The 25830-nt window shown below is 72.9% G+C and carries 17 protein-coding genes and 1 pseudogene; 9 read left to right on the forward strand and 9 right to left on the reverse strand.

What is annotated here, in order from left to right:
• Positions 1–161: 161 nt before the first annotated feature.
• The 3 genes from ACFWEJ_RS11250 (at position 162) to ACFWEJ_RS11260 (ending at position 3656) form a co-directional block, all read left to right on the forward strand.
• A complete protein-coding gene (locus ACFWEJ_RS11250; RefSeq protein WP_377229291.1) occupies positions 162–1574 on the forward strand; it encodes a M20 family metallopeptidase in 1413 nt (470 codons plus the stop codon).
• A 193-nt stretch (positions 1575–1767) separates the two neighbouring features.
• The gene (locus ACFWEJ_RS11255; protein ID WP_377229292.1) at positions 1768–3285 is read left to right on the forward strand and encodes an acetamidase/formamidase family protein; all 1518 of its coding nucleotides are present in this window, start codon (positions 1768–1770) and stop codon (positions 3283–3285) included.
• Positions 3282–3656, forward strand: a complete 375-nt coding sequence (locus ACFWEJ_RS11260; RefSeq protein ID WP_377229293.1) for a hypothetical protein — start codon at positions 3282–3284, stop codon at positions 3654–3656. The genes ACFWEJ_RS11255 and ACFWEJ_RS11260 overlap by 4 nt, the downstream gene beginning before the upstream one ends.
• Before the next feature lie 66 nt (positions 3657–3722).
• Here ACFWEJ_RS11260 and ACFWEJ_RS11265 read toward each other — a convergent pair whose 3' ends face one another.
• Together ACFWEJ_RS11265 and ACFWEJ_RS11270 are read right to left on the reverse strand one after the other, a co-directional pair.
• A complete protein-coding gene (locus ACFWEJ_RS11265) occupies positions 3723–6032 on the reverse strand; it encodes a YhgE/Pip domain-containing protein (protein ID WP_377229294.1) in 2310 nt (769 codons plus the stop codon).
• On the reverse strand, positions 6029–8866 hold the full coding sequence (locus ACFWEJ_RS11270) for an MMPL family transporter (RefSeq protein ID WP_377229295.1): 2838 nt from the start codon (positions 8864–8866) through the stop codon (positions 6029–6031). Before ACFWEJ_RS11270 ends, ACFWEJ_RS11265 begins: the two co-directional genes overlap by 4 nt.
• A gap of 126 nt (positions 8867–8992) precedes the next feature.
• On the opposite strand from ACFWEJ_RS11270, the gene ACFWEJ_RS11275 reads away from it, so the two are divergent.
• A complete protein-coding gene (locus ACFWEJ_RS11275) occupies positions 8993–9688 on the forward strand; it encodes a TetR/AcrR family transcriptional regulator (protein ID WP_377229296.1) in 696 nt (231 codons plus the stop codon).
• Positions 9689–9697: 9 nt separating this feature from the next.
• Here ACFWEJ_RS11275 and ACFWEJ_RS11280 read toward each other — a convergent pair whose 3' ends face one another.
• Both ACFWEJ_RS11280 and pgm read right to left on the reverse strand, forming a co-directional pair.
• The gene (locus ACFWEJ_RS11280; protein ID WP_377229297.1) at positions 9698–10708 is read right to left on the reverse strand and encodes a glycoside hydrolase family 6 protein; all 1011 of its coding nucleotides are present in this window, start codon (positions 10706–10708) and stop codon (positions 9698–9700) included.
• 106 nt (positions 10709–10814) lie between these two features.
• Positions 10815–12500 carry a phosphoglucomutase (alpha-D-glucose-1,6-bisphosphate-dependent) gene (pgm, locus tag ACFWEJ_RS11285; protein WP_377229298.1) on the reverse strand — a complete coding sequence of 562 codons (1686 nt, stop codon included), beginning with the start codon at positions 12498–12500 and terminating at the stop codon, positions 10815–10817.
• Positions 12501–12637: 137 nt separating this feature from the next.
• Here pgm and ACFWEJ_RS11290 point away from each other — a divergent pair, with 137 nt between their 5' ends.
• Complete coding sequence (locus ACFWEJ_RS11290; RefSeq protein WP_377229299.1) at positions 12638–12973, forward strand: rhodanese-like domain-containing protein; 336 nt, start codon at positions 12638–12640, stop codon at positions 12971–12973.
• A gap of 3 nt (positions 12974–12976) precedes the next feature.
• On the opposite strand, the gene ACFWEJ_RS11295 is transcribed toward ACFWEJ_RS11290, so the two are convergent.
• Positions 12977–14623 carry a glycoside hydrolase family 10 protein gene (locus ACFWEJ_RS11295; RefSeq protein WP_377229300.1) on the reverse strand — a complete coding sequence of 549 codons (1647 nt, stop codon included), beginning with the start codon at positions 14621–14623 and terminating at the stop codon, positions 12977–12979.
• A 249-nt stretch (positions 14624–14872) separates the two neighbouring features.
• The gene (locus ACFWEJ_RS11300; protein ID WP_377229301.1) at positions 14873–15184 is read right to left on the reverse strand and encodes a GNAT family N-acetyltransferase; all 312 of its coding nucleotides are present in this window, start codon (positions 15182–15184) and stop codon (positions 14873–14875) included.
• A 118-nt stretch (positions 15185–15302) separates the two neighbouring features.
• Here ACFWEJ_RS11300 and ACFWEJ_RS11305 point away from each other — a divergent pair, with 118 nt between their 5' ends.
• From ACFWEJ_RS11305 to ACFWEJ_RS11315, 3 genes and pseudogenes are all read left to right on the forward strand, one after another.
• Complete coding sequence (locus ACFWEJ_RS11305; RefSeq protein ID WP_377229302.1) at positions 15303–16526, forward strand: MFS transporter; 1224 nt, start codon at positions 15303–15305, stop codon at positions 16524–16526.
• 110 nt (positions 16527–16636) lie between these two features.
• Positions 16637–17098 carry an NfeD family protein gene (locus ACFWEJ_RS11310; protein ID WP_377229303.1) on the forward strand — a complete coding sequence of 154 codons (462 nt, stop codon included), beginning with the start codon at positions 16637–16639 and terminating at the stop codon, positions 17096–17098.
• A 101-nt stretch (positions 17099–17199) separates the two neighbouring features.
• A pseudogene (locus ACFWEJ_RS11315) lies at positions 17200–18579 on the forward strand (flotillin family protein); the annotation flags it as partial.
• A gap of 1584 nt (positions 18580–20163) precedes the next feature.
• On the opposite strand, the gene ACFWEJ_RS11320 reads toward ACFWEJ_RS11315, so the two are convergent.
• Both ACFWEJ_RS11320 and ACFWEJ_RS11325 read right to left on the reverse strand, forming a co-directional pair.
• The gene (locus ACFWEJ_RS11320; RefSeq protein ID WP_377229304.1) at positions 20164–21681 is read right to left on the reverse strand and encodes a hypothetical protein; all 1518 of its coding nucleotides are present in this window, start codon (positions 21679–21681) and stop codon (positions 20164–20166) included.
• A 225-nt stretch (positions 21682–21906) separates the two neighbouring features.
• Positions 21907–23091 carry a VIT1/CCC1 family protein gene (locus ACFWEJ_RS11325; protein WP_377229305.1) on the reverse strand — a complete coding sequence of 395 codons (1185 nt, stop codon included), beginning with the start codon at positions 23089–23091 and terminating at the stop codon, positions 21907–21909.
• A 130-nt stretch (positions 23092–23221) separates the two neighbouring features.
• Between ACFWEJ_RS11325 and ACFWEJ_RS11330 the strand changes: the two genes are divergently transcribed.
• Positions 23222–23830, forward strand: coding sequence for a ribonuclease H (locus ACFWEJ_RS11330; RefSeq protein WP_377229306.1), 609 nt, complete (start codon positions 23222–23224; stop codon positions 23828–23830).
• Positions 23831–23863: 33 nt separating this feature from the next.
• Here ACFWEJ_RS11330 and ACFWEJ_RS11335 read toward each other — a convergent pair whose 3' ends face one another.
• Positions 23864–25390, reverse strand: coding sequence for an adenylosuccinate lyase family protein (locus ACFWEJ_RS11335; RefSeq protein ID WP_377229307.1), 1527 nt, complete (start codon positions 25388–25390; stop codon positions 23864–23866).
• Between the last annotated feature and the right edge of the window lie 440 nt (positions 25391–25830).

A 25830-nucleotide genomic window follows, 5' to 3' on the forward strand; every position in this document is an offset into this window, starting at 1 on the left:
GTCCTGCCTCCCGCGCAACCGGGCCGGGCGTTCCGTTTCGGCGAGGTGGACGGGGTGGATCAGTCCAGGAAGATCCCGTTCCCCGGCCCGATCGGGTGACCAGGCGGCCTGGGGCCGTCACGTAAAGGGTGATTATTCGGTCGTGTAACGCTCTCCATACGATGGACCGCATGAACCGCCCCACTCCGCCCAGCACCGCGTACCTCGACCACCTGGTCGCCGAGACCGCGGGGCGGCGGGCCGCCCTGGCCGGCGCGGCCTCTGGTGGGCCCGGTGGGGCAGCCGGCACGGGCACGGCCCGGCCCGACGTCGGCGCGCCCGCCGAGCTGGTCGCCGCCGTCGAGCAGGCGGCGGACCGGCTCGAACCCGAGCTCGCGGAGATCGTCCGGCGGCTGCACGAGCACCCCGAGCCGGCCTTCGAGGAGCACCGGAGCGCCGCGACGCTGGTGGAGGTGCTCGCCCGGCACGGCGTCGAGGCGGAGCTGGGTGCCCACGGCGTCCCGACGGCGTTCCGGGCCGAGTTCGGCGACCCCGCCGGTCCGACCATCGCCATCTGCGCCGAGTACGACGCGCTGCCCGGAATCGGGCACGCCTGCGGCCACAACGTCATCGCGGCGTCCGGCGTCGGTGCGTTCCTCGCGCTGCACGAGGTGCTGACGTCGGGTGACTCGTTCGGCGGCGCTGCCGGCTCTGCGTCCAGCGCGGTCCCGGCGGGCCGCGTCGTCCTGCTCGGGACGCCCGCGGAGGAGGGGCACTCCGGCAAGGAGGTCCTGGCCCGCAACGGGGCGTTGGAGGGCATCGACGCCGCCATCATGGTGCACCCGTACGGGCTCGACGTCGCCGACCAGGTCTGGCTCGGCCGCCGTCTGCTGACCTGGACCTTCACGGGTCGGCCGGCGCACGCCTCGGCCCAGCCGTACATGGGCCGGAACGCGCTGGACGCCGCGACCCTCGCCTACCAGGGCATCGGCCTGCTGCGGCAGCAGATGCCGCCCGTGGACCGCGTGCACGCGACGATCGCCGAGGGCGGCACACGGCCCAGCATCATCACCGAGCGCGCGGTGGTGCACCTGTACGCGCGCTCCAAGTACCCCGACACCCTGCGCGACCTCTCGCGCCGCCTCGACGACATCGCCCGTGGTGCGGCCCTGATGACCGGCACCGAGGTGGAGATCACCTGGGACGACGGCGCGCACCCGAGCCTCCCCGTGCGCACCAACGACACGCTGACCGAGCGGTGGGTCTCGGCGCAGCGCCGGCGCGGACGCGACCCGCTGCCCGCGGGCGTGCTCTCGGAGACGCTCGCGGCGTCGACCGACTTCGGCAACGTCTCGTTCCGGATCCCCGGCATCCACCCTTTGGTGCAGGTCTCCGCGCCGGACGTCGCGCTGCACACGGCGGAGTTCGCGGCCGCGGCGGCGACCCCGGCGGCGGTCTCGGCCGCCGTCGACAGCGCCGCCGGACTGGCGGCGACGGCCCTGGACTACCTGTGCGACGCGGGGCTGCGGGCCGCCGTCCACGAGGAGTTCGCCGCGCAAGGCGGCCCGGTGGACGTGGTGCGCTACTTCGACTGACGGCCGTCGCCCACGGGCGGGCGTGGCCTCGAGCTGGCGTCGACCATGCACCTGCTGCCAGCAGTGAGGGCCGCCTGGCAGCAGGTGCATGGTTGCTGTCGTAACGATCCGCACATCCGGGCGAAATCTCCGCTTCCTAGCGTCAGGGGCGCGCGGTGCCCGACCGCGCGCCCGACCGAAGGAGCGTGGACCCGTGACACCTCGCGGACAGCAAGGCGGACAGCACGACGGACGAACGGCGGCGCAGACCCTGGTCGTGGCCCTGGGCAGGCGCCGGTTCCTGCAGGCCGCGCTCGGCGTGGGGGCGGGATCGGCGCTGGCCGCGGGATCGGCGGTGCCGGCGTCGGCCGCGACCGCGTCGGCTGCGGCGGGTGCGTCCGCCGCGCGGGGTGCTGGTGGGCGGGGCTCCGGGAAGTTCTCCGGGATCCTCCAGCCCGGCCGGGGGCGTATCCGCGGCGACGTCTACCTGGGCTCCGACACCGACGACGTCCTGTGGGGCTACGTCCCGTCGGTGCACGCCGACGCCGTGGCGCGCGTCCGCTCGGGACGGACCATCACCATCGACTCCGTGTCCCACGAGGGCATCCTCGAGGACCAGGGCCGGGACCCGGTCACCTACTTCGCCGAGCACGGCGTGCGACGCCGCGAGGTGCTCGAGGACGCCGCCGCGATCGCCGCCGGGTACTCCCGGACGGCGCGGAACTTCGACGTCGACGGACCGCACGTCGTGACCGGGCCCGTGTTCGTGGAGGGTGCCGAACCGGGCGACGTGCTGAAGATCGAGACGCTGGAGGCCACGCCCCGCGTGCCGTACGGCGTGGTCTCGTCGCGACACGGCAAGGGCTCGCTCGCTGCGACGGCCGCGGGCGCGCCCGCCGGGATCACGCTCGACGAGGTGATGCCACCCGTCGCGACCGACGGCCGCGGCTCCGGCGTCCCGACCGAGTACGGCAACGTGTCCGTGTTCGCCGAGGTGCACGGCGACCACGCGACCATGGGCTCCGGCCGGGGACGGGTGCGGTTCCCGCTCCGGACCTTCTTCGGGATGATGGGCGTCGCCTACGCCGAGACGACGAGCCTGACCGCGCCCGAGGCCAACTCGATCCCGCCGACGCTGGGCGGCGGCAACATCGACATCAGTCACCTCGGCGCCGGCTCCACGTTCTACCTGCCGGTCAGCGCCGAGGGCGCGCTCTTCTACGTCGGCGACCCGCACATGGCGATGGGCGACGGCGAGGTGGCGCTCACCGCCATGGAGGGCTCGCTGCGCGGGACGTTCCGGCTCACGGTCTGCAAGCCCGGCTCCGGGGACGCGCCGTCGGTGGCGTACTCGTACCCCTTCGCCGAGACCGCGGACGCGTGGATCCCGATCGGCCTGTCCGACCCGGACGGCGTGGTGGGCGGCCAGCTCAGCGATCTCGACGTCGCGATGCGCCGGGCCGTCGTCAACGCGCTGGACTTCCTGGAGCACGACCACGGCCTGGACCGGGCGGTCGCCTACGCCTACCTCTCGGCGGCGGCCGACTTCGCCGTCTCGCAGGTCGTCGACCGGACGGTGGGTGTGCACGGCCTGATCCGGAAGTCCGACCTGGGCTGCGCGTGCGGCGCGCCGGCGGGCCGGCGCCCATGCCCGTGCCCGTGCCCGTGCCCGTGCCCGTGCCCGAAAACAGCGGGCGCGGGCGCCGTGGGCGACCCTAGGGTCGAGCCATGACGATGCCGGAGACAGCCCCTGTCGACACGTGGCTCGCGGTCACGCGGGAGGACGGCGAGACCGTCGGTTACCTCGAACCGGTGACCGAGGACTACGCCGAGGTGATCCCGCGAAACCGCCTCGGCCACGCCGTCGGCGACGTGTGCGACTACCACGCGGCCGAGGAGCTGGTGCTCGATCGTGGCCTCCGCGAGCTCGCGGAGCACTGGCTGCTCGACGGCGCGGGCCGGGAGCTCGCGATCAGCGAGCTGTCCCCCGCCGGCGTCGTGCTCCGCGACGCCTTCCTGGCGAAGGCCCTGGTCCCGCTGGAGCCGGTGCACGTGCCGTGGCCGGACACAACGGGCCGCCTGCGCCGGGTAGAAAACAGCTGAGTGCGGGATATTTGCGCCCTCCAGCCTGCTGGAAGGCGCAAATATCCCGCACTCAGCGGAGGTGGGTCAGGCGGTGCGGAGGAGCTCCGCGACCCGGACGGTGCGCTCACGCGCGACCATGAGCGTCGTGACGACCAGACCCGCGGCGGCCCAGAGGACCATCGCGGCGATCGCCATGCCGATGCCGCCCGTGCCGGGCTCGATGAGCCGCACGAGGCCTACCTGGGCCGGACCGACCGGAAGGAACCCGGCCAGCCCGTCCAGCAGGCCCGGCACGGTCGACACGACTCCCGTCGCGATGACGAGCACCGCGATCAGGAGGCTCACGCCCCGGCCGATGTGCCCGAGCGCCGCGGCGAGCGCCTGGTTGACCGCGACGAACGCGACCGACACGAGCGCGCCGAAGCCCATCGCCGCGAGCCAGCCGCCGACGTCGAGACCCTCGATGCCGGCCAGGATCGCACCCGTCGCGAGGCCCGTGAACAGGCTGATCGCGGCGGGGACGACGAACGTGCCGAGCGTGAGCCGGAACGCGCCGCGCGTGGAGCCGCGAGCGCGCAGCGGCACCGGCGGGAACACGATCATCAGCGCGAGCGCGCCGAGCCAGAGCGCCAGCACCGCGAACATCGGGCCGGTCGCGCCGGTGTTGAGGTCGGTGACCTCGCCGTCGGTCGCGACCGGGTCGGCCACGACGGAGGCCAGGGACTTGCGCTCCTGCTCCGTGTACGACGGGATCTCCTCGGTCGCCTGACCCAGGCCGTCCGAGAGGTCCGTCGCGCCACCCGCCAGCTCGCCGACGCCGTCGGCCAGGCCGTCGACGCCGGTCGCGAGCTGGTCGGTACCCGTCTCCAGCTGACCGGCACCGTCAGCGAGCTGCGTGGCACCCGACGCGATTCCACCTGCACCACCAGAGAGCTCACGGGCGCCGGCGGACAGCCCGCTCACGCCGCCTGCCGCCTGGTCGGCCCCAGTCGCCAGCTCACCAAGGCCGCCCGCGAGCTGAGTCGCGCCGTCCTCGAGCCCGCTGAGTCCACCGGCCAGCTGCTTGTTGCCCGTGGAGACCTTGTTGACACCGACCGCGAGCCCGTCAGCACCAGCGGCGACCTCGTCCGCGCCCGCGGAGAGCTTCGAGGCCCCCGCAGCGAGACCGTAGAGGCTCTCCTCGCTGTTCTTGTCGGACATCGCGTTGAGGCCGTACTCGACCGTGCCGGCATCAACCGGGAGGTTGCTGTGCTCGGCCATCGCGGCGCACAGCTCCGGGACCTGGAGCGCCAGCGCAGGGTTGGCGCAGACCTTCGCGGTCTCCGTGAACAGGGCGACGGCCCCCTCCGACGCGGCTGCCGCGCTCCCGGCGAGCGTCTGCGCACCGTCGGCGGCCTTCTTCGCACCCGCTGAGAGCTGCCCCGTCCCATCGGCAAGACCGGCAGCACCGTCGGACAGGTCGGAGGCCCCCTCGGCGAGCTGCGCCGCACCGTCAGCCAGACCAGCGGCCCCGGCAGAGCTCTGACCCACACCGGCGGCGATCTGGTCCGCCCCGTCCGCCAGACCGGATGCCCCCGAGGCTAGGCCGGCCACGCCCGCTGCCGCCTGGTCCGCGCCCGCAGCCCACTGCCCGGCGCCCGAGGCCCACGTGCCGGCACCGCCGGCCAGGCCGGACACCCCGTCACCGAGCCCGGAGACCCCGTCAGAGGTCTGTCGCGCGCCGTCCGCGAGTTGCTGCGCGCCCTTGCCCGCCTCGGTCGCGCCGTCAGCGAGCTGGCCGGCGCCGTCGGCTGCCTTGCCCAGCTCCTCCGAGAGCGTGGAGAAACCGACGAGCACGTTGTCCACGTACGTCTCGGTCAGGGTGCTGCCGAGCACGCCGGTGGCGGTCTGGGCCACCACCTGCGCGAGGGCGTCGTCGAGCACCCGGCCGTCGGGGGCGGTAGCGACGTCGATGGTCGCCTGCTCCGCATCCTCCGGGTCGTCACTGCTGAACGACGTCGCCGCCGCGGAGAAGCCCTCGGGGATGGTGATGACCGCCGCGTAGGTCCCGTCGGCCAAGCCGTCGGCCGCCGTCGCCGCGTCGGATATCTCCCAGTCGTAGCTGGCGTCCGACGCCGGGATCGCCGCGGCCTCGCCTGCCTCGGCGTCGGCGGTCTCGCCGCCGCTCACCAGGCCGGCGGCGAGCTGACGGCCGAGCGGCACGGTCTGGCCGTCGATCTCCACCGGCTCGTCGAGGTTCACGATCGCGGCCTTGACGGTGTCGAGCCGATCCTGCGGGTTCCACAGGGCCGAGATGAGCAGGCCCAGGATCATCAGGGGAAGGAGCGCCACTGCTACGGCGCGCCACGGGTTGCGGAAGGGCTCGGGCCGGAGCCACCTCGTTGCGGTACTCATGCCCGCACCTCCTGCTCGGTCACGTCGGTGTTCTGGTCAAGGTGGGCGCCGGCCGTCGCTCGGTCGCCCGGGGTCACGTCCAGCGTCTGAGCGCCGGCCGGTGCCAGGTCGGTCGCGGCGAAGCCGGTCGAGCCGAGCAGCACCGCGACGCCCGCACGCTGGGCGGCGGCGACCGCCTGTGCCAGCCCGGCACGTGCCGCCAGGTCGCCCACCGTCTCGGTGGCGTCCACGACGAGCACCTTCGGTCTGTCGCCCAGGGCTCGCCGGACCGCTGCGGCGGGAGACCCGCCCTCGGCGGCCGCGTCGACCACCGCGACGCGGTGCCGCACGGACGAGGCACGCTCGGGCAGCACCAGACCCACGGTCTTCGCCATCCCGCCCGTCACCTTGATCCGCCCGGCCACGGCCAGCAGGAAGGCGCTGACCGGGGCCGTCGCGTCACCGTGGACGAGCAGCGTGCCGCCCTCGGGCACCCGGACGCTCACCGGGCCGACGATGGTGCCGGACGGGCCGTGCACCTCCAGGTCCCCGGCCGCGACCGCGTCGGTCGCCCCCGGCTCGGGCCAGTCCGCCAGCGACAGCTCGCGGGTCAGCCCCTCGCCCTCGACGTCGAACGAGGGCAGCACCTTGTCGAGCCACTTCGGCATGTACCAGGCCTTCTCGCCCAGCAGCGCGAGCACCGCGGGGACGAAGACCATGCGCACCACGAACGCGTCCACGGCCACACCCACGGCGAGGCCCAGCGCGATCGGCTTGAGGTTCATGTCGCCGTGCGGCACGAACGCCACGAAGACCGCGATCATGATGATCGCCGCGGCCGTGACCACCTTGGCGGAGCCCTGGAAACCGGTGGTGATGGCGTGCTTGGCGCTGCCGCCGTGCACGTAGTCCTCGCGCATGCGGGACACGAGGAACACCTCGTAGTCCATGGCGAGGCCGAACAGGATGCCCATGAGCACGATCGGCATGAAGCTGATGACCGGCCCGGTGCGCGTCACGTTGAGCGCCTCGGCGAGCACGCCGTGCTCGAAAACGAGCGAGACCACGCCGAACGCCGCGCCCACCGAGAACAGGTAGCCGATCGTCGCCTTGATCGGCACGGCGATCGACCGGAAGACCATCGTGAGCAGGATCAGAGACAGCCCCACGACGACGAGCGCGAAGGGCAGCAGCGCGTCGCCGAGCTTGTCCGACACGTCGATGCCGACCGCGGTGAATCCGGTGACCGACAGGTCGACGCCGTACTCGTCGAGGAAGTGGTCGTGCAGCGAGCGGATCTCGCGCACCAGGTCCTCGGTCTCGGCGGACGTCGGGCCGCCCTCGGGGACCACCTGGATGATGCCGGTGTCCGCCGTCTCGTTGGGCGTCGACAGCGGTACGTCGGCCACGCCGGGCAGGTCCGCGATCTCGTCGCCGATCTGGTCCATCAGCGCCACCGGGTCGGTGCTGGTCACGATGGACCCGGTCACGATCAGCGGACCGTTGAACCCGTCGCCGAAGTGCTCGGAGACCAGGTCGTACGTGACGCGCGCCGGGTCCTCCTTGGCCATGACGCCCGCGTCCGGGAGCGCGAGGCGCAGGTCCAGCGCGGGGTAGCTCAGTGCACCCATCGCGGCGATCACCAGCACCACCGTGAGCGCCGGGATCTTGGTCACCGCACGCACCCAGCCGGTGAAGAACCGGTTCGGCTTCTGCTCCGGCAGCGCCACGACGGCGGTGCGGGAGCGGGTCGCCTCAGGGTCGTCGTTCGCCGCCGCGGCGGCCACGGCCGCCTCGGCACGAGCCGCCGCACGCCGCTCCTTGCGCGACGGCCGGGGCCGCAGCCGCTCCCCGGCGAAGCCGAGCAGCGCGGGCAGCAGGGTCAGCGACACCAGCACGGTGACACCCACGGTGACCGCGGCGGCGACGCCCATGATGGTGAGGAACGGGATGCCCGCGACGCCCAGGCCGACCAGCGCGATCATCACGGTGAGGCCCGCGAACACGACGGCGGAGCCGGCCGTGGCGGTCGCCCGCGCGATCGACTCGTGCACGTCAAGGCCCTTGCCGAGCTGCTCCCGGTGCCGCGAGACGATGAACAGGGCGTAGTCGATACCGACCGCCAGGCCCAACATCACCGCCAGCATCGGGGTGGTCGAGTTGATCGGGCCGAGCACCGTGGCGGCGAACAGCAGGCCCATCGAGGCGCCGACACCGAGCAGCGCGTTGAGCAGCGGGAGACCCGCGGCCACGAGCGAGCCGAGGGTCAGCACGAGCACCACGAGCGCGACCAGCAGGCCGATGCCCTCGGTGAGCGTCATCTCGGGGAACTTGGACGAGAAGAGCTGGCCGCCGAGGTGCGCCTCGGCGCCGGCGGGCAGGGCCTGCGCGAGCGCGTCGGTCTCGACGCCCAGCGCGTCCTTGGTCTCGTCGGTGATCGAACCCTGGTCGCCGTCGAGCTGGATCGTCAGGAGGGTGGCGCGCTCGTCGTCGGACACCGAGGCGGGCATCAGGTCGTCGTACGGCGAGGTGACCACCTCGACCTGCGAGACGTCCTCGAGGTCCGCGACGCCGTCCTCGATGGCGGTGCGCATCGCGTCGTCGTTGATGGTCCCGCCGTCGGGCGCGACCACGATCACCTGCGCGGATGCGCCACTGACCTGCGGAAAGGTTGCAGCGAGGCGATCAAGCGCCTCCTGCGACTCGGTGCCGGGGATGGACACCTGGTTGTCGAGGCCCTGTTGCAGCAGGCCGGCCGCACCGCCCACGAGGACGAGTGCCACGACCCAGCCGGCTACGACGAGCCGACGGGCGCGGACGGCCCAGCGGCCGAGCGAGTAGAGAACGGAGGACACGCACACTCCTGGACGAGGCGGGGACCGATGTGGGGACGTTCGATGCACCACTGTATCCGATACACGAGTGCATCGGATACACGGATGTATTGATAGACTGGCCACTCGATACCCCGAGGAGCTGCTGTGACCACCGAGCCCGCCAGCGACGTCGGCTCAGGGTCGTCCGTCGAGCGCGCGTTCGCCACGGCCCTGACCCCACGACGTGAACGAACCCGCGAACGCCTGCTCGACGCCGCCTTCGCGGTCTTCGCCCAGCACGGCATCCGCGGCGCGTCCATCGAGGCCGTGTGCGAGGCCGCCGGGTTCACCCGCGGCGCCTTCTACTCGAACTTCAGCAGCAAGGAGGAGCTGTTCCTCGCGCTCTCCGAGCGGGCGATGCGCCGCGAGCTCGTCGCGCTGGAGTCGGTCACCAAGAACATGGAGCCGGACGTCGTCCACTGCGGCGCAGTGAACCCCGACGCCATCGGCAGGATCCTCTCGGTGCTGGTCCCGGACGCCGGGGACGCCCGGCAGGGCGCGCTGATGCGTGCCGAGCTCGAGCTGCTGGCCATGCGCGACCCCGCCGTCGGGCGGCCGTTCCTCGCGCAGGAGGAGACGCTGCGCACCGAGCTCGGTGCCGCGATCGCGCGGATCCTCGCGGACTTCGGCCTGCGGTTCACGGTGGACCAGCGCACCGCCGTCGACCTGCTGCTCAGCGCCTACGAGTCGTCGGCCCGCTCCGCCGCCGTGGCGAGCCACACGCAGGCGGACGACGACGCCGCACCCGGCGCCGCCGTCCTGAGCCAGCTGGTCAACCTGCTGGTGACGACGGCTGGCTGAGCTGCTGGGCTACCAGCTCGCGTTGGCCGCCAGCTCCAGCGCGATCTCCTGCCACCACGCGCCGGCCGCCGGGCCGCCGTTGCACGCGCCGTCCGACTCGCCGGGGAGCTTGACCCACAGCAGCGCGTCGAGCGACGTCGCGTCGTCCACGAACCGGGGCTGCTCACCCAGCGCGCGGCCGCGCGGGTTGCACCACTCGCCGTTGGACCCGTTGCCGTTGCGCGACGTGTCGATCACGTAGGGCCGGCCGCCCACCTGGGACGACACCTGCTCCGCATAGGCCTGGGTGGCCGCGGTGGTCTGATAGTTCGACGTGTTGAGCGCGAACCCGACGGCGTCCGAGAAGCCGATCAGCTGCAGCCGGCGCGCGGCCTCCGCCGGGCTCAGCCAGCCCGAGTGCCCGGCGTCGACGTAGACCCGCGCGCCGGCGTCGGTCAGCGAGGCCGCCGCGTACCGCAGGTACCCGACGCGGTCGCCCTGGCCGTCGCAGTCGCCGAGCTGGGCCAGGGCGTCCGGTTCGAGGACCACCACGGGGTTGCCCTCGATGCCGCTCGCCACCGTGTCGACCCACCGCGCGTACTCGCTCTCGGGCACCCCGCCGCCGGAGTGGTTGCCGCAGTCGCGGCCCGGGATCGCGTACACGGTCAGCACACCGGTGGCGCCGGCGTCCGCGGCCCGGCCCGTGTAGTCCACGACCTCGTCGCGGGAGTGGTCGGCGTCCGCCCAGTTGCCCACCCAGTACGACTGCGGGGTCAGGGCGATCTTCGCCAGCAGGTCCTTGTCGGTCCCGCTCGCCGCCGCCCAGGCCGCGTACGCCTGGGTGTTCGTGTCCACGTAGAGGTCGGACGCCGCGGGCGCCGCCTCAAGGCTCGTCACCCCAAGGCTCGTCACCCCGAGGCTGGTCACCCCGAGGCTGGTCACCCCGGCGGTGGCGCTCTGCGTCGTCAGGGTCGCGGTGGCCACGAGGGCGAGTGCTGCGGCCAGGGCCGCCGTTCGGGTACGGCGTCGTGCACGGGACATGGCGCTCTCCGTTCGTCCGGGTCCACGCCTGGCCGAACGGCCGAGGCGTGCCCGCGTGACGTTAGGAAACCGCCGCCCCCGGCAGAACCACCCACATCGTTTAAGTTCAGCCCAGCGCCTCGTCGACCAGCTTCCGGGCGGCGTCCTGCACCTGGGTGAGGTGCTCCTCGGACACGAACGACTCCGCGTAGATCTTGTACACGTCCTCGGTGCCGCTGGGCCGCGCGGCGAACCACGCGTCCCTCGTCGTGACCTTGAGCCCGCCGACCTTCGCGCCGTTGCCGGGCGCCTCGGTCAGCTTGGCCGTGATGGCCTGCCCCGCGAGCGTCGTGGACGAGACATCGCGCGGCGACAGCGCGCCGAGCCGGGCCTTCTGCTCCCGCGTGGCGGCGGCGTCGACGCGGGCGTACCAGCTCTCGCCGAAGCGCCCGACCAGGTCTGCGTGGTGCTCCGAGGGCGACCTGCCGGTGGTCGCCAGGATCTCCGAGGCGAGCAGCGCGAGCAGCAGGCCGTCCTTGTCGGTAGACCAGACACGGCCGTCCTTGCGCAGGAACGACGCGCCCGCCGACTCCTCCCCGCCGAAACCGACCTCGCCCGACAGCAGGCCCGGGACGAACCACTTGAAGCCGACCGGCACCTCCACGAGGCGGCGATCCAGCCCGCCCGCCACCTTGTCGATGAGCGCCGACGACACGAGCGTCTTGCCGATCGCCGCGTCGGCGGGCCAGTTCGGGCGCGCGCCGCCGTACAGGTACTCGATCGCCACGGCGAGGAAGTGGTTGGGGTTCATGAGGCCGTCGGCCGTGACGATGCCGTGCCGGTCGGAGTCCGCGTCGTTGCCGGTCGCGACGTCGAAGGGCGCCGGGCCGTCGCCGGCGGTCATCCGCTGCACCAGCGACGCCATCGCGTACGGGGAGCTGCAGTCCATGCGGATCTTGCCGTCCCAGTCCAGCGTCATGAACGACCAGCGCGGGTCGACCTGCGGGTTGACGACGGTGAGGTCGAGGTCGTACCGCTCGGCGATCGCACCCCAGTACTCCACCGAGGCCCCGCCCAGCGGGTCGGCCCCGATCCGCACCCCGGAGGTGCGGATGGCGTCCAGGTCGAGCACGTTCGCGAGGTCGTCCACGTACGTCGACAGGTAGTCGTGCCGATGCGTGGTCTCGGCGGCGAGCGCCTGGTCGAGCTGCACCCTCTTCACCTGCCCGACGCCGGTGCGCAGGAGCTCGTTGGCCCGGTCCGCGATCCATCCGGTCGCGTCGGAGTCGGCGGGCCCGCCGTGCGGCGGGTTGTACTTGAAGCCGCCGTCGCGCGGCGGGTTGTGCGACGGCGTCACCACGATGCCGTCCGCGAGGCCCAGGCCCGGAGCGGCCTGGCCCGGGGTCCCCTCGGCGAACCGCGTCTGGTTGTGCAGCAGGATCGACTGGCTGACGGCGGGCGTCGGGGTCCACGAGTCGCGCGCGTCCACCATGACGTCGACGTCGGCCGCGGCGAGCACTTCCAGAGCCGTCCGCCAGGCCGGGTAGGACAGCGCGTGCGTGTCCCGTCCGATGAACAGGGGCCCGTCCGTGCCCTGATCGCGCCGGTACTCCACGATCGCGGCGGTGATCGCCACGATGTGGTCCTCGTTGAAGGCATGGTCGAGGCTCGACCCGCGGTGCCCGGACGTACCGAAGGCGACCTGCTGGCCAGGGTCGCCCGGGTCCGGGGAGAGGTCGTAGTAGGCCCCGACCACCCGGTCGACGTCGATCAGGTCGCTGGGCTGGGCGGGAGTTCCGGCACGCGCATCCATACGCCCGATACTGCCAGGTCCGGGCGGGTCCGTCGTCGCCCACGCTCGTGTTCGCCCCCGGGCCCGGCGTCCGCCCCGCGTTCTCGCTCGGGTGACGGCGGCCCGACGCCGCCACACAGCCGTCGTAGGCTGGCGACATGTTCCCGCCGATGCAGCCCGAGATCCCCTCGCGCCACCCCAGCGAGCTCGACCCGTCCGCCCCCGTCCCCGCCGGCTCCGTCCTGCTGGACGTGCGCGAGCAGGACGAGTGGGACGCCGGGCACGCCCCGGGCGCCGTCCACATCCCGCTGGGCGACCTGCCCGTGCGCTACGGCGAGCTCGACGCCGACGCGCCGATCCTGGTCATCTGCCACTCCGGCGGCCGGTCCGCGCGCGCCACCCAGTGGCTCAACGAGGCGGTCGGGTTCGAGGCGACCAACCTCGACGGCGGCATCGTCGCCTGGGCCGGCGCGGGTCTGCCGGTCGAGCGCTGACGCCTACTCCGCGACCCGCGGCTGGCTCGGGTCGGTCTCGTTCCAGACCCGGTCCAGCGCGGTGACGGCATAGGTGTACGTCTCGCCGCGCCCCACCGACGTGTCGAGCCACGACTGGACGCGCCCGCTCGCCGCGCGGAACGTGCCCACGAGGTTCGCCGGATCGTTCGTGTCGACCGACTCGGCGGCGCCGTCCACCCGGTAGACGGCGAACGACGTCGCGCGCGCGTCCTTGTTGCCGATGTCGGCGAGGTGGATCCGGACGCCGTCGCGCACGCGGCGGGCCTTGGTGAGCACCGGGGTGACCACCGGGTCCGCGGGCAGGTGCGGCATCGGCGGCACAAGCGCCGGGTGCTGGTAGTGGTCGGCGACGACCTTGGTCATCGCGCCCTGCGGGTCGGCCGGCACGTGCACGGCCGAGTAGTAGACGTTGCCGTGGATCGGCCCGACGTCGCGGCTGACCTCCCGGCAGAGGTCGAGGTGGTTGGTGAGCTCGTCGGGGTCGGTGAAGACCCCGCTCGTCACCTTGTAAAGGGCCTCGCCCACGTAGAGCTGCGTGCCCGACTGCGCGGCGACCTCGGCCCACCACGGCACGAGCTTCGCGTAGTCGGCCACCGCGAGCCCGATCTGCCAGTAGACCTGCGGGTTCACGTAGTCGAGCCAGCCCTCGAGCACCCACTTGCGGGTGTCGGCGTAGAGGTCGTCGTACGACTCCTGCCCGCCGGTGTCCGAACCCAGCGGGTCGGTCGTGGAGTTGCGCCAGATCCCGAACGGGCTGATCCCGAACTTGACCCAGGGCTTGGTCTCCTTGATGCGGACGCTCATCGTCTCGACGAAGTGGTCGACGTTGTTCCGCCGCCAGTCCTCGATCGTGTCGAAGCCGGCGCCGTACTGCTCGTACGTGCCGATGTCCGGCAGCACGTGGCCGTCCAGCGGGTACGGGTAGAAGTAGTCGTCGAAGTGCACGCCGTCGACGTCGTAGTTCTCCACCGCGTGCAGGATGGACTGCTGGATGTGCTCCTGCGCCGCGGGGATGCCCGGGTCGAAGTAGAGCCGGCCGTTGTACTCCCACACCCAGTCCGCGTGCTGCCGTGCCGGGTGCTCGGGGACGAGCTGCGACAGGTCTGCCTCGATCGAGACGCGGTACGGGTTGAACCAGGCGTGCAGCTCGATGTTGCGCCGGTGCGCCTCCTCGACCATGAACGCGAGCGGGTCGTAGCCCGGGTCCTGCCCCTGCGTGCCCGTCAGGTACTTGGACCAGGGCTCGTACGGGCTGTCGTAGAACGCGTCGGCCGTGGGGCGCACCTGCACGAACACGGCGTTGAGCCGGTGCTCCTCGGCCACGTCGAGCCAGTGCAGGAACTCCGCCTTCTGGGTGTCCGCGTCGAGGCCGCTCGTCGACGGCCAGTCGATGTTGGCCACGGTGGCGATCCACATGGCGCGCAGCTCGCGCTTGAGGCCGAGGGCCGACGACGGCTCCGGCGTCGCGTTGCCCGTCATGGCCGTGGCCCCGAGCGCCGTGGCGGGGTCGAGCGCCGCGATCGAGACCCCGATCGCGGCGGCCGCCGTGCCCGTCGCCGCCATGGTGAGGAACTCCCGGCGTCCGATCCCCGACATCACCCCCGCCTGCCGTTCCTTCTGGAGCGACATGGTGCGCGCATAGGCTGGCAGATCGGTCGCCTCACGGCGGGCGGGGTGCCTCACGTGCTTGACCTCCGGTGCTGGCTGCTGGGGGTTGGTGCCGTGGTGCTCGGTGATGTGGTTTTGCTAGGTTGGCCGGCGTCGATCGGCCACACTGAGGTGACAATCAATGCCACCGGGCGACGCCGTGGAGAAACTCTCGCACATGTCGCGTCGGATGTGAAGTTTGCACAGTGAACGAGATTGTGAAACTTACTTTCACGCCTCCGGGACCGGCGCGCCCAGCAGGTCGTCGTACTCGGGCGAGTGCTTGCGCACGTACGCCTTGATGTACGGGCACAGCGGCACGATCTTGTTGCCGGCCTCGCGCACCATGCGGAGCGCCGCCTGCGCGAGCCGGCCCGCCAGGCCCTGGCCGGCGAACTCCTCGAAGACCTCGGTGTGCACGAAGTACACGACGCCCGGATCCGTCTCGTAGACCGCGAAGCCGGCCAGGGTGCCGTCGACGCGCACCTCGAACCGGGACTCGTCGGGATTGTCGACCACTGTCACCTGGGGCTCGTCCGTCATGGGGCCCATCGTGCGGCACCGGGCAGCCGGTCGCCAGCCCCGTACGGCCGGTCGCGACGTGAGCCGGGTCACCAGGGGACGCGGGGCCGGTGTCAGTGGTCGGTGCGAGACTCGACCCGTGCCACAGACCGCCGCCTCACCCCGCTCCAACCCCTACACGGCGGTACTCCGCACCCCGGGTGCGCTCAAGTTCTCCGCGGCCGGCGCGCTGGCCCGGCTCCCGATGTCGATGGTCGGCATCGGCGCCGTGCTCATGGTCCAGGGCCTGTACGACAGCTACGCCATGGCGGGCCGCGTCGCGGCGGTGCTGGGCCTGGCGCAGGCGTTCCTCGCCCCGCAGATCGCCCGCTGGGTGGACCGGCGCGGTCAGCGGAGGGTGCTGCTGCCCGCGCTGCTCGTGTCCGTCACCGGGCTGGGCGGGCTCGTCACGGCCGCGGTGCTCGGCGCCCCGGAGTGGGCGCTGTGGCCGCTCGCCGCGATCGCCGGCGGGAGCCAGGGCTCGTACGGCTCCATGGTCCGGGCCCGCTGGAACGGCGTGCTCGACGACCCGCGCCGGCTGCACACCGCGTACTCGCTGGAGTCGTCGGTCGACGAGCTGGTCTACATCGTGGGTCCGGTGCTGGCCACGACGCTCGCGACGGCGGTGGCCGCGCCGTCCGCCCTGGTGGTCGCCGGGATCGCGGCACTGGTCGGCGGGCTGCTGTTCCTGGTGCAGCGGTCCACGGAGCCGGCCGTCGTGGCCGCCGACGCCGAGGTGCGGCACCGGCCGGTGGTCCTCGTGCCGGGGATGCCCGTGCTGGTGCTCGTCTTCGTGGCCATGGGCATGATCTTCGGCTCCATGGAGGTCGTCACCGTCGCGTTCGCGGAGGAGCAGGGCAGCAAGGGTGCCTCCGGCCTCGTGCTCGCGGTCTTCGCGCTGGGCTCCATGGTCGCGGGGCTCGCCTACGGCGCCCGGCACTTCACGAGCCCGGCGGTCCGGCGGTTCGTGATCGGCATGGCCGCGCTCGGCCCCGGCGTGTCCCTCTTTCTTCTCGCGCACACGCTCTGGGCGCTGGCGGCCGCGATGTTCGTGGCCGGCCTGGCCATCGCACCCACCGTCATCACCGGAAACGGCCTGGTGCAGGACATGGTCGGCAAGCATCAGCTCACCGAGGCCCTGACCTGGGTGGGCACGTCGATCGGCATCGGCGCCTCGCTCGGCGCGTCCGTCGCCGGGCTGCGGGTGGACGACGCCGGGGCGGCCGCCGGCTTTCTGGTGCCCGTCGCCGCGGCCTGGTTCGCCACCCTGCTGACGCTGGCCGCGGCCCGCACGCTGCGGCGCCAGTCCGCGGCACGGGAGTAACGCCCGCTCACCTGCGGACAGAGCAGAAGTTCACCCCTTTTATCAGGAGATAACATTCCATTTCCTGATAACTTGCAGACGACTCCCAGAAACTTCACGAACGGACGCGCATGCTCGTCTTCATCGTCATCGGTCTCCTCGGACTCGCCCTCGCGCTCGCGTCACTGCTGCTCGGCGACTTCTTCGACCTGCTCGACGGCGCCATCTCGGGCACGTCGCTCGGCGCGGGTGCGCTGCTCTTCGGCGCGACCGGCACGGTGATCGTTTCGTCCGGCCTTCCCGTCTGGGTCGCCTACCCCGCGGGCCTCGTGGTCGCCGTCCTGGTGATCGTCCTGGTCAACGTGCTGATCAAGCGCCTCAAGGCCGGCGAGGACGGCGGCCCGGTCTCCCTGGTCGGCGCGCAGGGCAGCGTGACGTCCGACGTCGACCGCGGCCACGGCGAGGTCTCTCTGGACGCCGCCACGGAGCTGGAGGCCCGGCTCGCGTTCTCGGACGAGCCGATCGAGCAGGGCACGCGCGTCGTCGTCGTCGAGCAGCACGGTTCCCGGGTCAAGGTCGAGCCCGTGCGCTGAGCCTGGCCCCGGCGCCACCCCGTCCCCCGCCCCTCCCCGAACGCACCCTCGGCCGGGACCGCTCGACGGCTCGGCCGGCACACCCCACCCCAGGAGCCGAAATGACCGGTCAACTCATAGGTGTCATCGCCGTCGCCGCGGGCGTCCTCGCGATCTTCCTCGTCCTCGCGTTCGTCGCGAGCCGCATCCGGCGGGTGCCGCCGAACGAGGCGCTGATCGTCGTGGGCCGCGGCGCGGGAAAGTCCGAGGCCCAGACGGCGAGCCAGCGGGTGGTCGTCGGGGGCCGGGCCTTCGTCTGGCCGGTGCTGCAGCAGGGCTTCTCGATCTCGCTCGAGCAGCGGCAGATCGGCATCACCGTCGAGGGCGTCGACAAGAACCGCATCAAGATCGCGATCAAGGCGTCGATCAACTTCAAGGTGCGCGGTGACGAGGAGGGGGTGCGGCGTGCCGCGCAGCGCTTCCTGTCCCAGCAGCACCTGCTCACCGAGATCATCAAGGAGTCCCTGGAGGGCTCGCTGCGGTCGATCGTCGGCGACATGACGATCGAGCAGATCATCTCGGACCGCAAGGGCCTGTCCGACCGCGTGGTGCAGTCGACCAAGACGGACCTCTCGGAGCAGGGCCTCCAGGTCGACCTGCTGAACATCTCCGACATCTCGACGCCGGGCTCGGACTACCTCGCGAACCTCGGCCGCGCCGAGGCCGCCAACGCCCGTCAGCTCGCCGAGGTGTCCGAGGCCGAGGCGAACCGCGCCTCGGAGTTCGCCGTGATCGAGGCCGCCGAGCAGATCGCCGAGCGCCAGAAGGCGCTCGACCTCAAGAAGGCCGCCATCAAGGCGGAGACCGACAAGGCGAACGCCGAGGCGGACGCCGCCGGCCAGCTCGCCCGGGCCGAGCAGGACCGGCTCGTGGCCCAGCAGGAGCGCGAGGCCATGGCCGAGAAGGCGCGCGTGGAGCAGGAGCGCCTCGACATCGAGGTGCGCAAGCCCGCGGAGGCCAAGGCGTACGCCGAGGTCCAGGGCGCAAACGCCCGCCGCGACGCCAACAACGCGGCCACCGAGGCCGAGGCGTTCAAGCGCACCACGATCGCGCAGGCCAACAAGACGGCCGCGCTGCAGGACGCCGAGGCGTCCGCAGAGTCGGTCCGCCGCGCCGGTGAGGCCGAGCGCGACCGGCAGGTCGCCCTCGCCGCCGGTATCGAGGCCGAGGGCCGGGCGCGCGCCGCCGCCGTCGAGGCCGAGGGTCTCGCAGAGGCGACGGCCACCGACGCCAAGGCCGAGGCCCTGCGCAAGTACGGCGAGGCCGCGCTGGTGCAGGAGCTCATCGAGCGCCTCCCGGACATCGTCCGGGCCGCCGCCGAGCCGATCGCCTCGATCCAGGGCATGACCGTGGTCTCGACCGACGGGGCCTCCGCGATCACCAAGAACGTGGCCGCGGTGCTCGGCGAGGGCCAGGGCGTCATCAAGCAGCTCACCGGCATGTCGAACCCGGACATGACAGAGCGGGCGCCCAGGTCACCCCCCGATGCCCTGAGCTCCCGCTCTGTTCACCTCGTCCGTGGGCCGGGCCGCCCCCCAGCGGCGCCCCGACCCCAGACTCGGGTCCGTGGGCCGGGACACCCCCCAGCGGTGTCCCGACCCCAGACTCCGGTCCGTGGGCCGGGACGCCCCCCAGCGGCGCCCCGACCTCACGAACCTCTCCGACCCGGGCTGAGCCGGTCCTGCTTCACGAGCCCCTTGACAAGCTCGTCGGCAGGACCGCGCCCGGGCCGTTGTCGCCCGTCGCTCCGTGGTTCAGACCACGTAACGACGGCGACGCATACGGAGCACCACGATGCCCAGCCCCAGAAGGAGCGAGACCAGCGCGAGCTGCCCCGTGATCATGGGGCCCGTCTGGGCAAGGGTTTCGCCGGGAACGTCCACCGGCACCACCTGCCCGTCGAGCCTGTTCGATGTGCCGATGAGGTAGCCCTCGTGCGGACCGCCCGCCAGGAGCGCCCCGTCGTAGGCCGTCGGCACGACGACCGCCTTGTCACCCCAGCTGAGGTCGACGCCTGCGTTCTCGGCGTCGGCACCCTGGACCGGATCGCCGGACGACGCGCCGGTGTCGGCCGCGTCGGCCGCGTCGGCGGAACCGGGCGTCGCGTCTGCCGCGGCGGTGCCGGCAGCCGTGGCGGACCGGTCACCAGCGGGGCGGGTGATCCCGGGGGCGTCCGCCCCGGGAAGTCCTGTCTCGTGCACGGGCCGCGAACCACCGGTCCCGAGCGTGTCCCGGCCGGGACGGCCGGGCGCGGGCTCGCCGGGTCCAGGTTCACCGACACCCGGTTCGACGACGTCGGGGTCACCCGCGTCGGGGTCGAGGATGCCGGGATCGAGGATGCCCGGTCCGTCGGTACCGGGATCGGTACCCGGCTGATCGGTGCCGGGCTCGTCCGTGCCGGGCTCGTCCGTGCCAGGTTCTCCGGTACCGGGCTCCGTGCCGGGCTGATCCGTGCCCGGCACGTCCGTGCCCGGCACGTCCGTACCGGGTTCTCCGGCACCAGGTTCTTCCACACCGGGCGCACCGGCACCGGGATCGGCGCCGGGCACCTCGGTCTCGACGGGCAGGAGACCCTCCAGGATCCCGTCGACCAGGCCGTCCTCACCGAGCGTCCCGTCGAGGACCTCCTCGACGACGCCGGAGATGTCGACATGCGCCACGGACTCGGCGCCGTCATCGGCCGGAGCAAGCTCCGCCGTGTCGCGGGCCGGAGTAACCGTCGCGGCGGCCTCAGCCGCGCCGTCGTCCGACACGACCTCCGCGGCGCCGTCGGCCGGCCCCTCGGGCGCAGCAGCAGGCGAGGCAGCACCCTCGATCGTCCCGGGGGCTCCCTGAGCAGCATCCGGCAGACCAGCGCCCGCGGCGTAGGCCGAGGCGGCGCCGACGACCACGAGGCCGCCCGTCACGAGCGCCGTGTACAGCGCCCGTCGAAAGTTCTTGTGCATGGGTCTCTCCTTGCCCGGCGTGGAGCCGACGGCACAGGCGCCGTCGGGCGGTACCGCGCACGTGTGCGCGGACCAGCCAGGTCAGGCAGGAGAGACGGGGATGTCCGTGTAGCTGCTCGCCAGCTTGGCGCGCGACTCGTCGGTCGACACGCGCCAGGAGCGCGCCCGGAAGACCAGCAGGGCGGAGAGCACCGCCAGGGCGTCGCCGCCCGGCACCTTGAGCTGCGGGGCGCCGCCGCCCAGGGCGCCGCCGGCGCTCCCGGCGGACGCCGCGGTGCCCACGCCGCCGGCGGCGAGCGGGAGGCCCGCGCCCAGCAGGCCGGGGCCGCCCGTCTCCACGACGCCCGCCGTCACGATCAGCGCGTCGACGGTGTCGACGGCGACCACGGGTGCGGGGGCACGCATCAGGTCGAGCATCGCGTGCTGGACCCCGGCTGAGGTCCAGACCACGACACCCGCGGCGTCACCGGGGGTCTGCAGCGCCCCCGGGTACGTCGGCTCTGTGGGGTCGTCGACCCGCTGGGTCGGGACCACCGTCGTCGGCACGTCCGTCGCCGGCGCGTCCGTGGCCGGCTCGGCCGGCAGCACGGCGGGTGCCGGGACGAGCGGCTCCACGATCGGGGTCAGCGGCTCGACGACCGGGGCGAGCACCTCGCCGACGGGGGCGACGGCCTCGCCGACCGGCGTCAGCACGGGTGCCAGGGCGTCCGTGACCGGGGCGGTCACCGGCTTGAGCACCTGCACGATCGGGGCGGTCACGCCGCCCACCGCGCCGGTCACCGGGGCGAGCACGTCGGCCACGGGGGCCAGGAGGCCGCCCGTCACGGGCGCCAGCGGCTCGGTCACGGCGCCGAGCACCGGAGCGAGCGGCGAGACGACCTGCCCGACGACGCCCGTCACCGGGGCGAGCACCTCGCCGACCGGCTCGGTCACGGGGGTCAGGACGTTGCCGACCTGCTCCGTGACGGGCTTGAGGACCGGGTCGGAGACCTGCTCGACGACCTCGGCGACCTGCTCCACGGGCTGCTTCGTGACACCGGCGACGATCTGGCCCACGGGCTCCGTCACCGTCTTGACCGGCGTCGTCACCGGCTCCAGCACGCCCTCGGAGACCGCCGCGACGACGTCGTCGACGGCCTGGGTGACGGGCTCCGCCGGCTTCCCTGCGGACGACGGCGCGGCCGACGCGGGCTTGCCCGCCGACGGCGACGCGGGCTCGGCGGGCGCCGGCTCGGGAGCGGGCGCAGCGGGCTCGGCCGGCTTCGGCGCGGGCTCGGCGGCGGGCACGGGAGCCTCCGGCGCAGGGGTCGCGGACCCCGGCGCGGCCGGCGTCGTCGCCGACCCGGTACCGCCCGTCGCGGCCTGGTCGATCGTCGTGACCGACCCGAGCGCCTCGGTCGTCTGGACGACGGTCTGCACCGTCGCCTCCACGGTGTCGCCGAGCAGCGACCCGAGCGACGGGCGCTCGGCGGCGCTGGACGGGGCCGCGAGGCCGACGCCGAGCGCGACGCCCGCGGCGCCGAGCGCGAGGCTGCCGACGGCGCGCACGACGACGCGACGGAGGTGGTCCCCCGCGCTCGTCCGTGCGTCCTTCGACATCGGTCTCCCGCTCTCCGACCCTTGACGGGCCGCTCAGCAGCCATGCATACACATTTAATCTGCGGTGCGTTCCGAGGTTCGGCAACTACAAACCTGCGGTTTGCGGATCGAGAATATTGTGCATGGGTACCGGCGTATGTCGGAAGAGGCCCGATATCTCAGTTATTTCAGGGCATCAAGGGCTATCTGCACGCAGCCGGAGAGGGGCGGGTGAACTCTCCGGGATCACCCGACGGTGGCCCCGAACACCAGCCCGAGGACGTACGTGGCGGCGGCCGCGCCGAGCCCGATCGCGATCTGCCGCAGCGCCCGGGTGAGCGGGGAGGTGCCCGACAGCAGCCCGACGACGGCGCCCGTCACCAGCAGCGCGATCCCGACCAGCGCGGTCGCGACGGCGACCGCCGCGAGCCCCTCGAGGCCGAAGAGGTAGGGCAGCACCGGGACGACCGCGCCCGACGCGAAGAACAGGAAGGACGACACCGCCGCTCCCCACGCCGTCCCGTGCGTCTCCAGGTCGTCGACCTCGTCGGCGGAGTCGTTCTCGGCGGCGGGCTCCAGGAGCAGCCCGCCCGACACGGGCGCCACGGCGAGCCGCGCGAGCACGGCGTCGGCACGCGCCGTCGCCTCCTCGCCGGCCATGCCCCGCGCCCGGTACACGAGCGCGAGCTCGTTCGCGTCGACGTCGAGGTGTGGCAGCGCGTCGTCGGCCGTGGGCGACGGTGACGACGCCTCGAGCAGCTCCCGCTGCGAGCGCACCGACACGAACTCGCCGGCGCCCATCGACAGCGCGCCCGCGAGGAGGCCCGCGAGCCCGGTCAGCAGCACGGTGCTCGTCGCGACGCCGGAGGCACCGATGCCGAGCACGAGCGCGAGGTTCGACACGAGCCCGTCGTTCGCGCCGAAGACCGCGGCGCGGAACGTGCCCGACAGCCGGTTGCGACCCCGGGTGGCCAGCGCCCGCACGACCTCCTCGTGGATCTGCTCGTCGGCCGCCATCGTCTCGGTGGCGTCCGCGTCGTGCGCGTACGAGGACCGGGCCTCGGCCCGCTGGGCGAGCGCCAGCACGAAGACGCCGCCGAACCGGCGGGCCAGGAAGCCGAGGCCGCGGGTCCGCAGGTCGCCGCGCACGGGCGCGCCGACGTCGGGACCCAGGAGGTCGAGCCAGTGCGACTCGTGCCGCTTCTCCGCCCGCGCGAGCGCGAGCAGGATCTCCCGCTCCTCGCCCGTGCGCCGGCCCGCCAGGTCGCGGTAGACCGCGGCCTCGGCCCGCTCGTCGGCGAGCAGCCGGCGCCACCGCCGGATGTCGGCGCGGGTCCGGGGTCGCGAGGGGTGCAGCCCCTGCGCGCGCTGTTCGGGCGTGGGTGTGCCGCCGGACGAGCGACGGGCGGGGTCGGAAGGTACGTGAGGCACCCAGCCATCATGCCCGTGGATCGCCGGTCATGGGTTTCGTAGGCCCTTGGCCTCGGTTTCGCCGCGCCGAACTCTCGAACGCCGTCCACCCCCGGCCAGGCGTCCGGATTCTCGGGCAGAAGGATGCACAATGGACGCCGTGATCATCGTCAGCACGCACGGGTCGGCCGCGCCGGGCGGCGCGATCGGATGGGCGTGGATCAACCACGCGGGCGGGCAGTTCGACTCGGGCGGCGCGGCCCAGGGCAACGATCAGGTCGCGGCACTCTCAGCTCTGCTCCGCGCCATCGACGCGCACCCCGGCAGCGAGCCGCTGCTCGTGGAGTCCGGCTCGCAGTACGCCGTACGGTCCGTGTCCGAGTGGTCCGAGGGGTGGAAGCGCAACGGCTGGCGCTCCCCCGCCGGCGAGCCCGTGCCGAACGTCGGCCTGGTGCAGGACATCGACCGCGCCGTCACCGAGCGCACCGGCCCCGTGCGGTTCCACTGGGTGCGTGGTCACGTGGGCAACCCGTACAACGACCGGGTCGACCAGCTAGCGGGCTTCGCCGCGGAGGAGTGGGCGGCGGGACGCGGCGGCGTCGGCGAGATGCTGGTGCCGGACGCCGGGATGATCCCCGACGCCGAGCTGCGGGACGGGAGCCTCACCGTCGAGGCCCGCGAGAGCGCGCCGCCCGTGACGCGGCCGACGCCGGTCGTGACCGGCGCCGGCCGTACCTGGGAGTCAGGCACCCTCTTCTAGCAGGCGAGCAAGTTCTGGCAGGCGCGTAGAGACCTACAGGCCGACGAGCAGGAGCTCCTCCGGGGTGCGCGCCGCCGCGGCCACCCTGGTGTCGTCGACCGGGCGGACGACGTCGTCCCCGGTGCCCGCCTCGTCGGCGGGCTCGTCGGCCGCCGCACGGACGAAGAGCGGGACCGGCTTGGCCGTCCGGGCGCTGAACTCGAGCCGGTCGGCGACGGCGCGGGCGTGCTGGGCCATGTCGTGCGCGATGGTGACGCTCTCGCCGAGGTAGGCGCGCGGGTCGATCAGACGGCAGATCTCGTCCCGGTCGAAGTACGCGCTGACGGTCGCGTTGCGCACCAGCAGGTCGAGGAACTGCTCGTCGCCGACGGCGGACTCCTGCGCCACCTCGTACACGACCTCGTGGGCCTTCTGCCGGCCGATGCGCTCGCCGAGCTCCATCATGAGCGACTCCGAGCCGATGAGGCCCTCGCTCAGCGCCAGGTTGGCGCGCATCCGCTGCTCGTCCAGCTCCAGGCCGTCGAGGATCACGTCGAGGCGGGTCAGGATGTCGCCGGCCAGGACGGCGGCGCGGGAGACCGTCGACTCCAGGAGGTCGGTCATGCCGCCGTTCGCCTCGTGGTCGTGCTGCATCGACTCCAGCGCGGGTGCGGCCAGCGCACGGAGCTGGGCGCTCATCGACAGGAGGTCCAGGGCGAGCTGCGGGTTGCGCTTGTGCGGCATGGTCGAGCTGCCGACGGTGCCCTCCGGGATGGGCTCGAACGCCTCACCGAACTCCGGCTGCATCATCGAGTAGATGTCCTTGCCGATCTTGCCGGCGGTCCCGGCGACCTGGCCGAGGACGAGGACGAGCTCGACGATGCCGTCGTTGATCGCGCGCGACGGCACGGGCATGGTGCCGAGCCCGAGGTGGTTGGCGACGCGGCGCTCGACCTCGCGGCCGGCCGGCCCGAACGACGCGAACGTGCCGACGGCGCCGCCCATGAGCACCCGGAAGAGCCGGTCCTCGAGGCGCTCGAGCCGGTCGGTGTGCGCCGTCAGCTCGTCGATCCAGACGGCGACCTTGAAGCCGAACGTGACGGGCACGGCGTGCTGGCTGTGCGTGCGGCCCGCCATCGGCACCGCCGCGGAGGCCTCCGCGAGCTTGGACATGCCGCGCAGCACCTTGGCGAGCAGGTCCTTGACCGCCCGGTGCGCGTCGCGCAGCACGAGCACGTCCGCCGTCTGCGTGATGTTCTGCGTCGTGGCGCCCCAGTGCACCCAGCCGCCGTACTGGCGCCCGACCACGCGGGCGAACTCCTCGATGAGCGGCATCAGGGGGTGGCTGGCGGACGCCGTCTCCGCCGCCACGCGGTCGAGGTCCAGCTTCTCGATCTGCGCGGCCCGGGCGATCGTCTCACCGGCCGGCTCCGGGATCAGGCCGATCTCAGCCTCTGCGAGCGCGAGCGCGGCCTCGACGTCGAGGCGCGCCTGGAATCGGTTCTCGACGCTGAAGAGGTGCGCGATCCCGGCGTCGGGAACGCGGCCGTCCGTGAAGTGTCGAATCGATTCGCCATTCATCCCTGGTAACCCCACTCGGTTCATGTGTCGTACGTGATGGACGTGCTCTGCTGGGCCCGTGCCCCGTCTCGGGGCCAGGCTGCCGGCGAGTTCCTTGCCACGTCGTACCGGTCGCCGCGGGACCTTGCCCGCCTGCTCACCGTGCCGAACTCGCTGTGCTTCATGCGCCTGCATCGACTCGCCGTAGCGGGTTGCTCTACCGAATTGTGGGAGAGGATGCGCGCCCCAGGCTAGCGGAAGTGTTTCCAGAATGTAACGGGAGTGAGGTCCGTCACATGAATTTCCGCTGACATCCGGCCCCGGACCAGGCCTTCCGGCGAGTGCGGGTGAACTTTGCCGCGTCTCGCATCGCGGGACGGCGGCGACCGGACCGCGGCAGCCCGGACGGCACGGAGTGCTCTGACGACGCAGAGGGCCCGGCCGCATGCGCCACGTCGTGG

Source organism: Promicromonospora sp. NPDC060204, from assembly GCF_042728455.1.
In the GTDB taxonomy this organism is placed as follows: Bacteria; Actinomycetota; Actinomycetes; order Actinomycetales; family Cellulomonadaceae; genus Promicromonospora.

Bases quoted from the DNA above. Each gene is read 5' to 3' on its own strand.
- ACFWEJ_RS11330 (WP_377229306.1), top strand. From the start codon at position 23,222: ATGGACGCCGTGATCATCGTCAGCACGCACGGGTCGGCCGCGCCGGGC.
- ACFWEJ_RS11260 (WP_377229293.1), top strand. From the start codon at position 3,282: ATGACGATGCCGGAGACAGCCCCTGTCGACACGTGGCTCGCGGTCACG.
- ACFWEJ_RS11280 (WP_377229297.1), bottom strand. From the start codon at position 10,708: ATGTCCCGTGCACGACGCCGTACCCGAACGGCGGCCCTGGCCGCAGCA.
- ACFWEJ_RS11250 (WP_377229291.1), top strand. From the start codon at position 162: ATGGACCGCATGAACCGCCCCACTCCGCCCAGCACCGCGTACCTCGAC.
- ACFWEJ_RS11335 (WP_377229307.1), bottom strand. From the start codon at position 25,390: ATGAATGGCGAATCGATTCGACACTTCACGGACGGCCGCGTTCCCGAC.
- ACFWEJ_RS11320 (WP_377229304.1), bottom strand. From the start codon at position 21,681: ATGTCGAAGGACGCACGGACGAGCGCGGGGGACCACCTCCGTCGCGTC.
- ACFWEJ_RS11310 (WP_377229303.1), top strand. From the start codon at position 16,637: ATGCTCGTCTTCATCGTCATCGGTCTCCTCGGACTCGCCCTCGCGCTC.
- pgm (WP_377229298.1), bottom strand. From the start codon at position 12,500: ATGGATGCGCGTGCCGGAACTCCCGCCCAGCCCAGCGACCTGATCGAC.
- ACFWEJ_RS11290 (WP_377229299.1), top strand. From the start codon at position 12,638: ATGTTCCCGCCGATGCAGCCCGAGATCCCCTCGCGCCACCCCAGCGAG.
- ACFWEJ_RS11295 (WP_377229300.1), bottom strand. From the start codon at position 14,623: ATGTCGCTCCAGAAGGAACGGCAGGCGGGGGTGATGTCGGGGATCGGA.
- ACFWEJ_RS11265 (WP_377229294.1), bottom strand. From the start codon at position 6,032: ATGAGTACCGCAACGAGGTGGCTCCGGCCCGAGCCCTTCCGCAACCCG.
- ACFWEJ_RS11300 (WP_377229301.1), bottom strand. From the start codon at position 15,184: ATGACGGACGAGCCCCAGGTGACAGTGGTCGACAATCCCGACGAGTCC.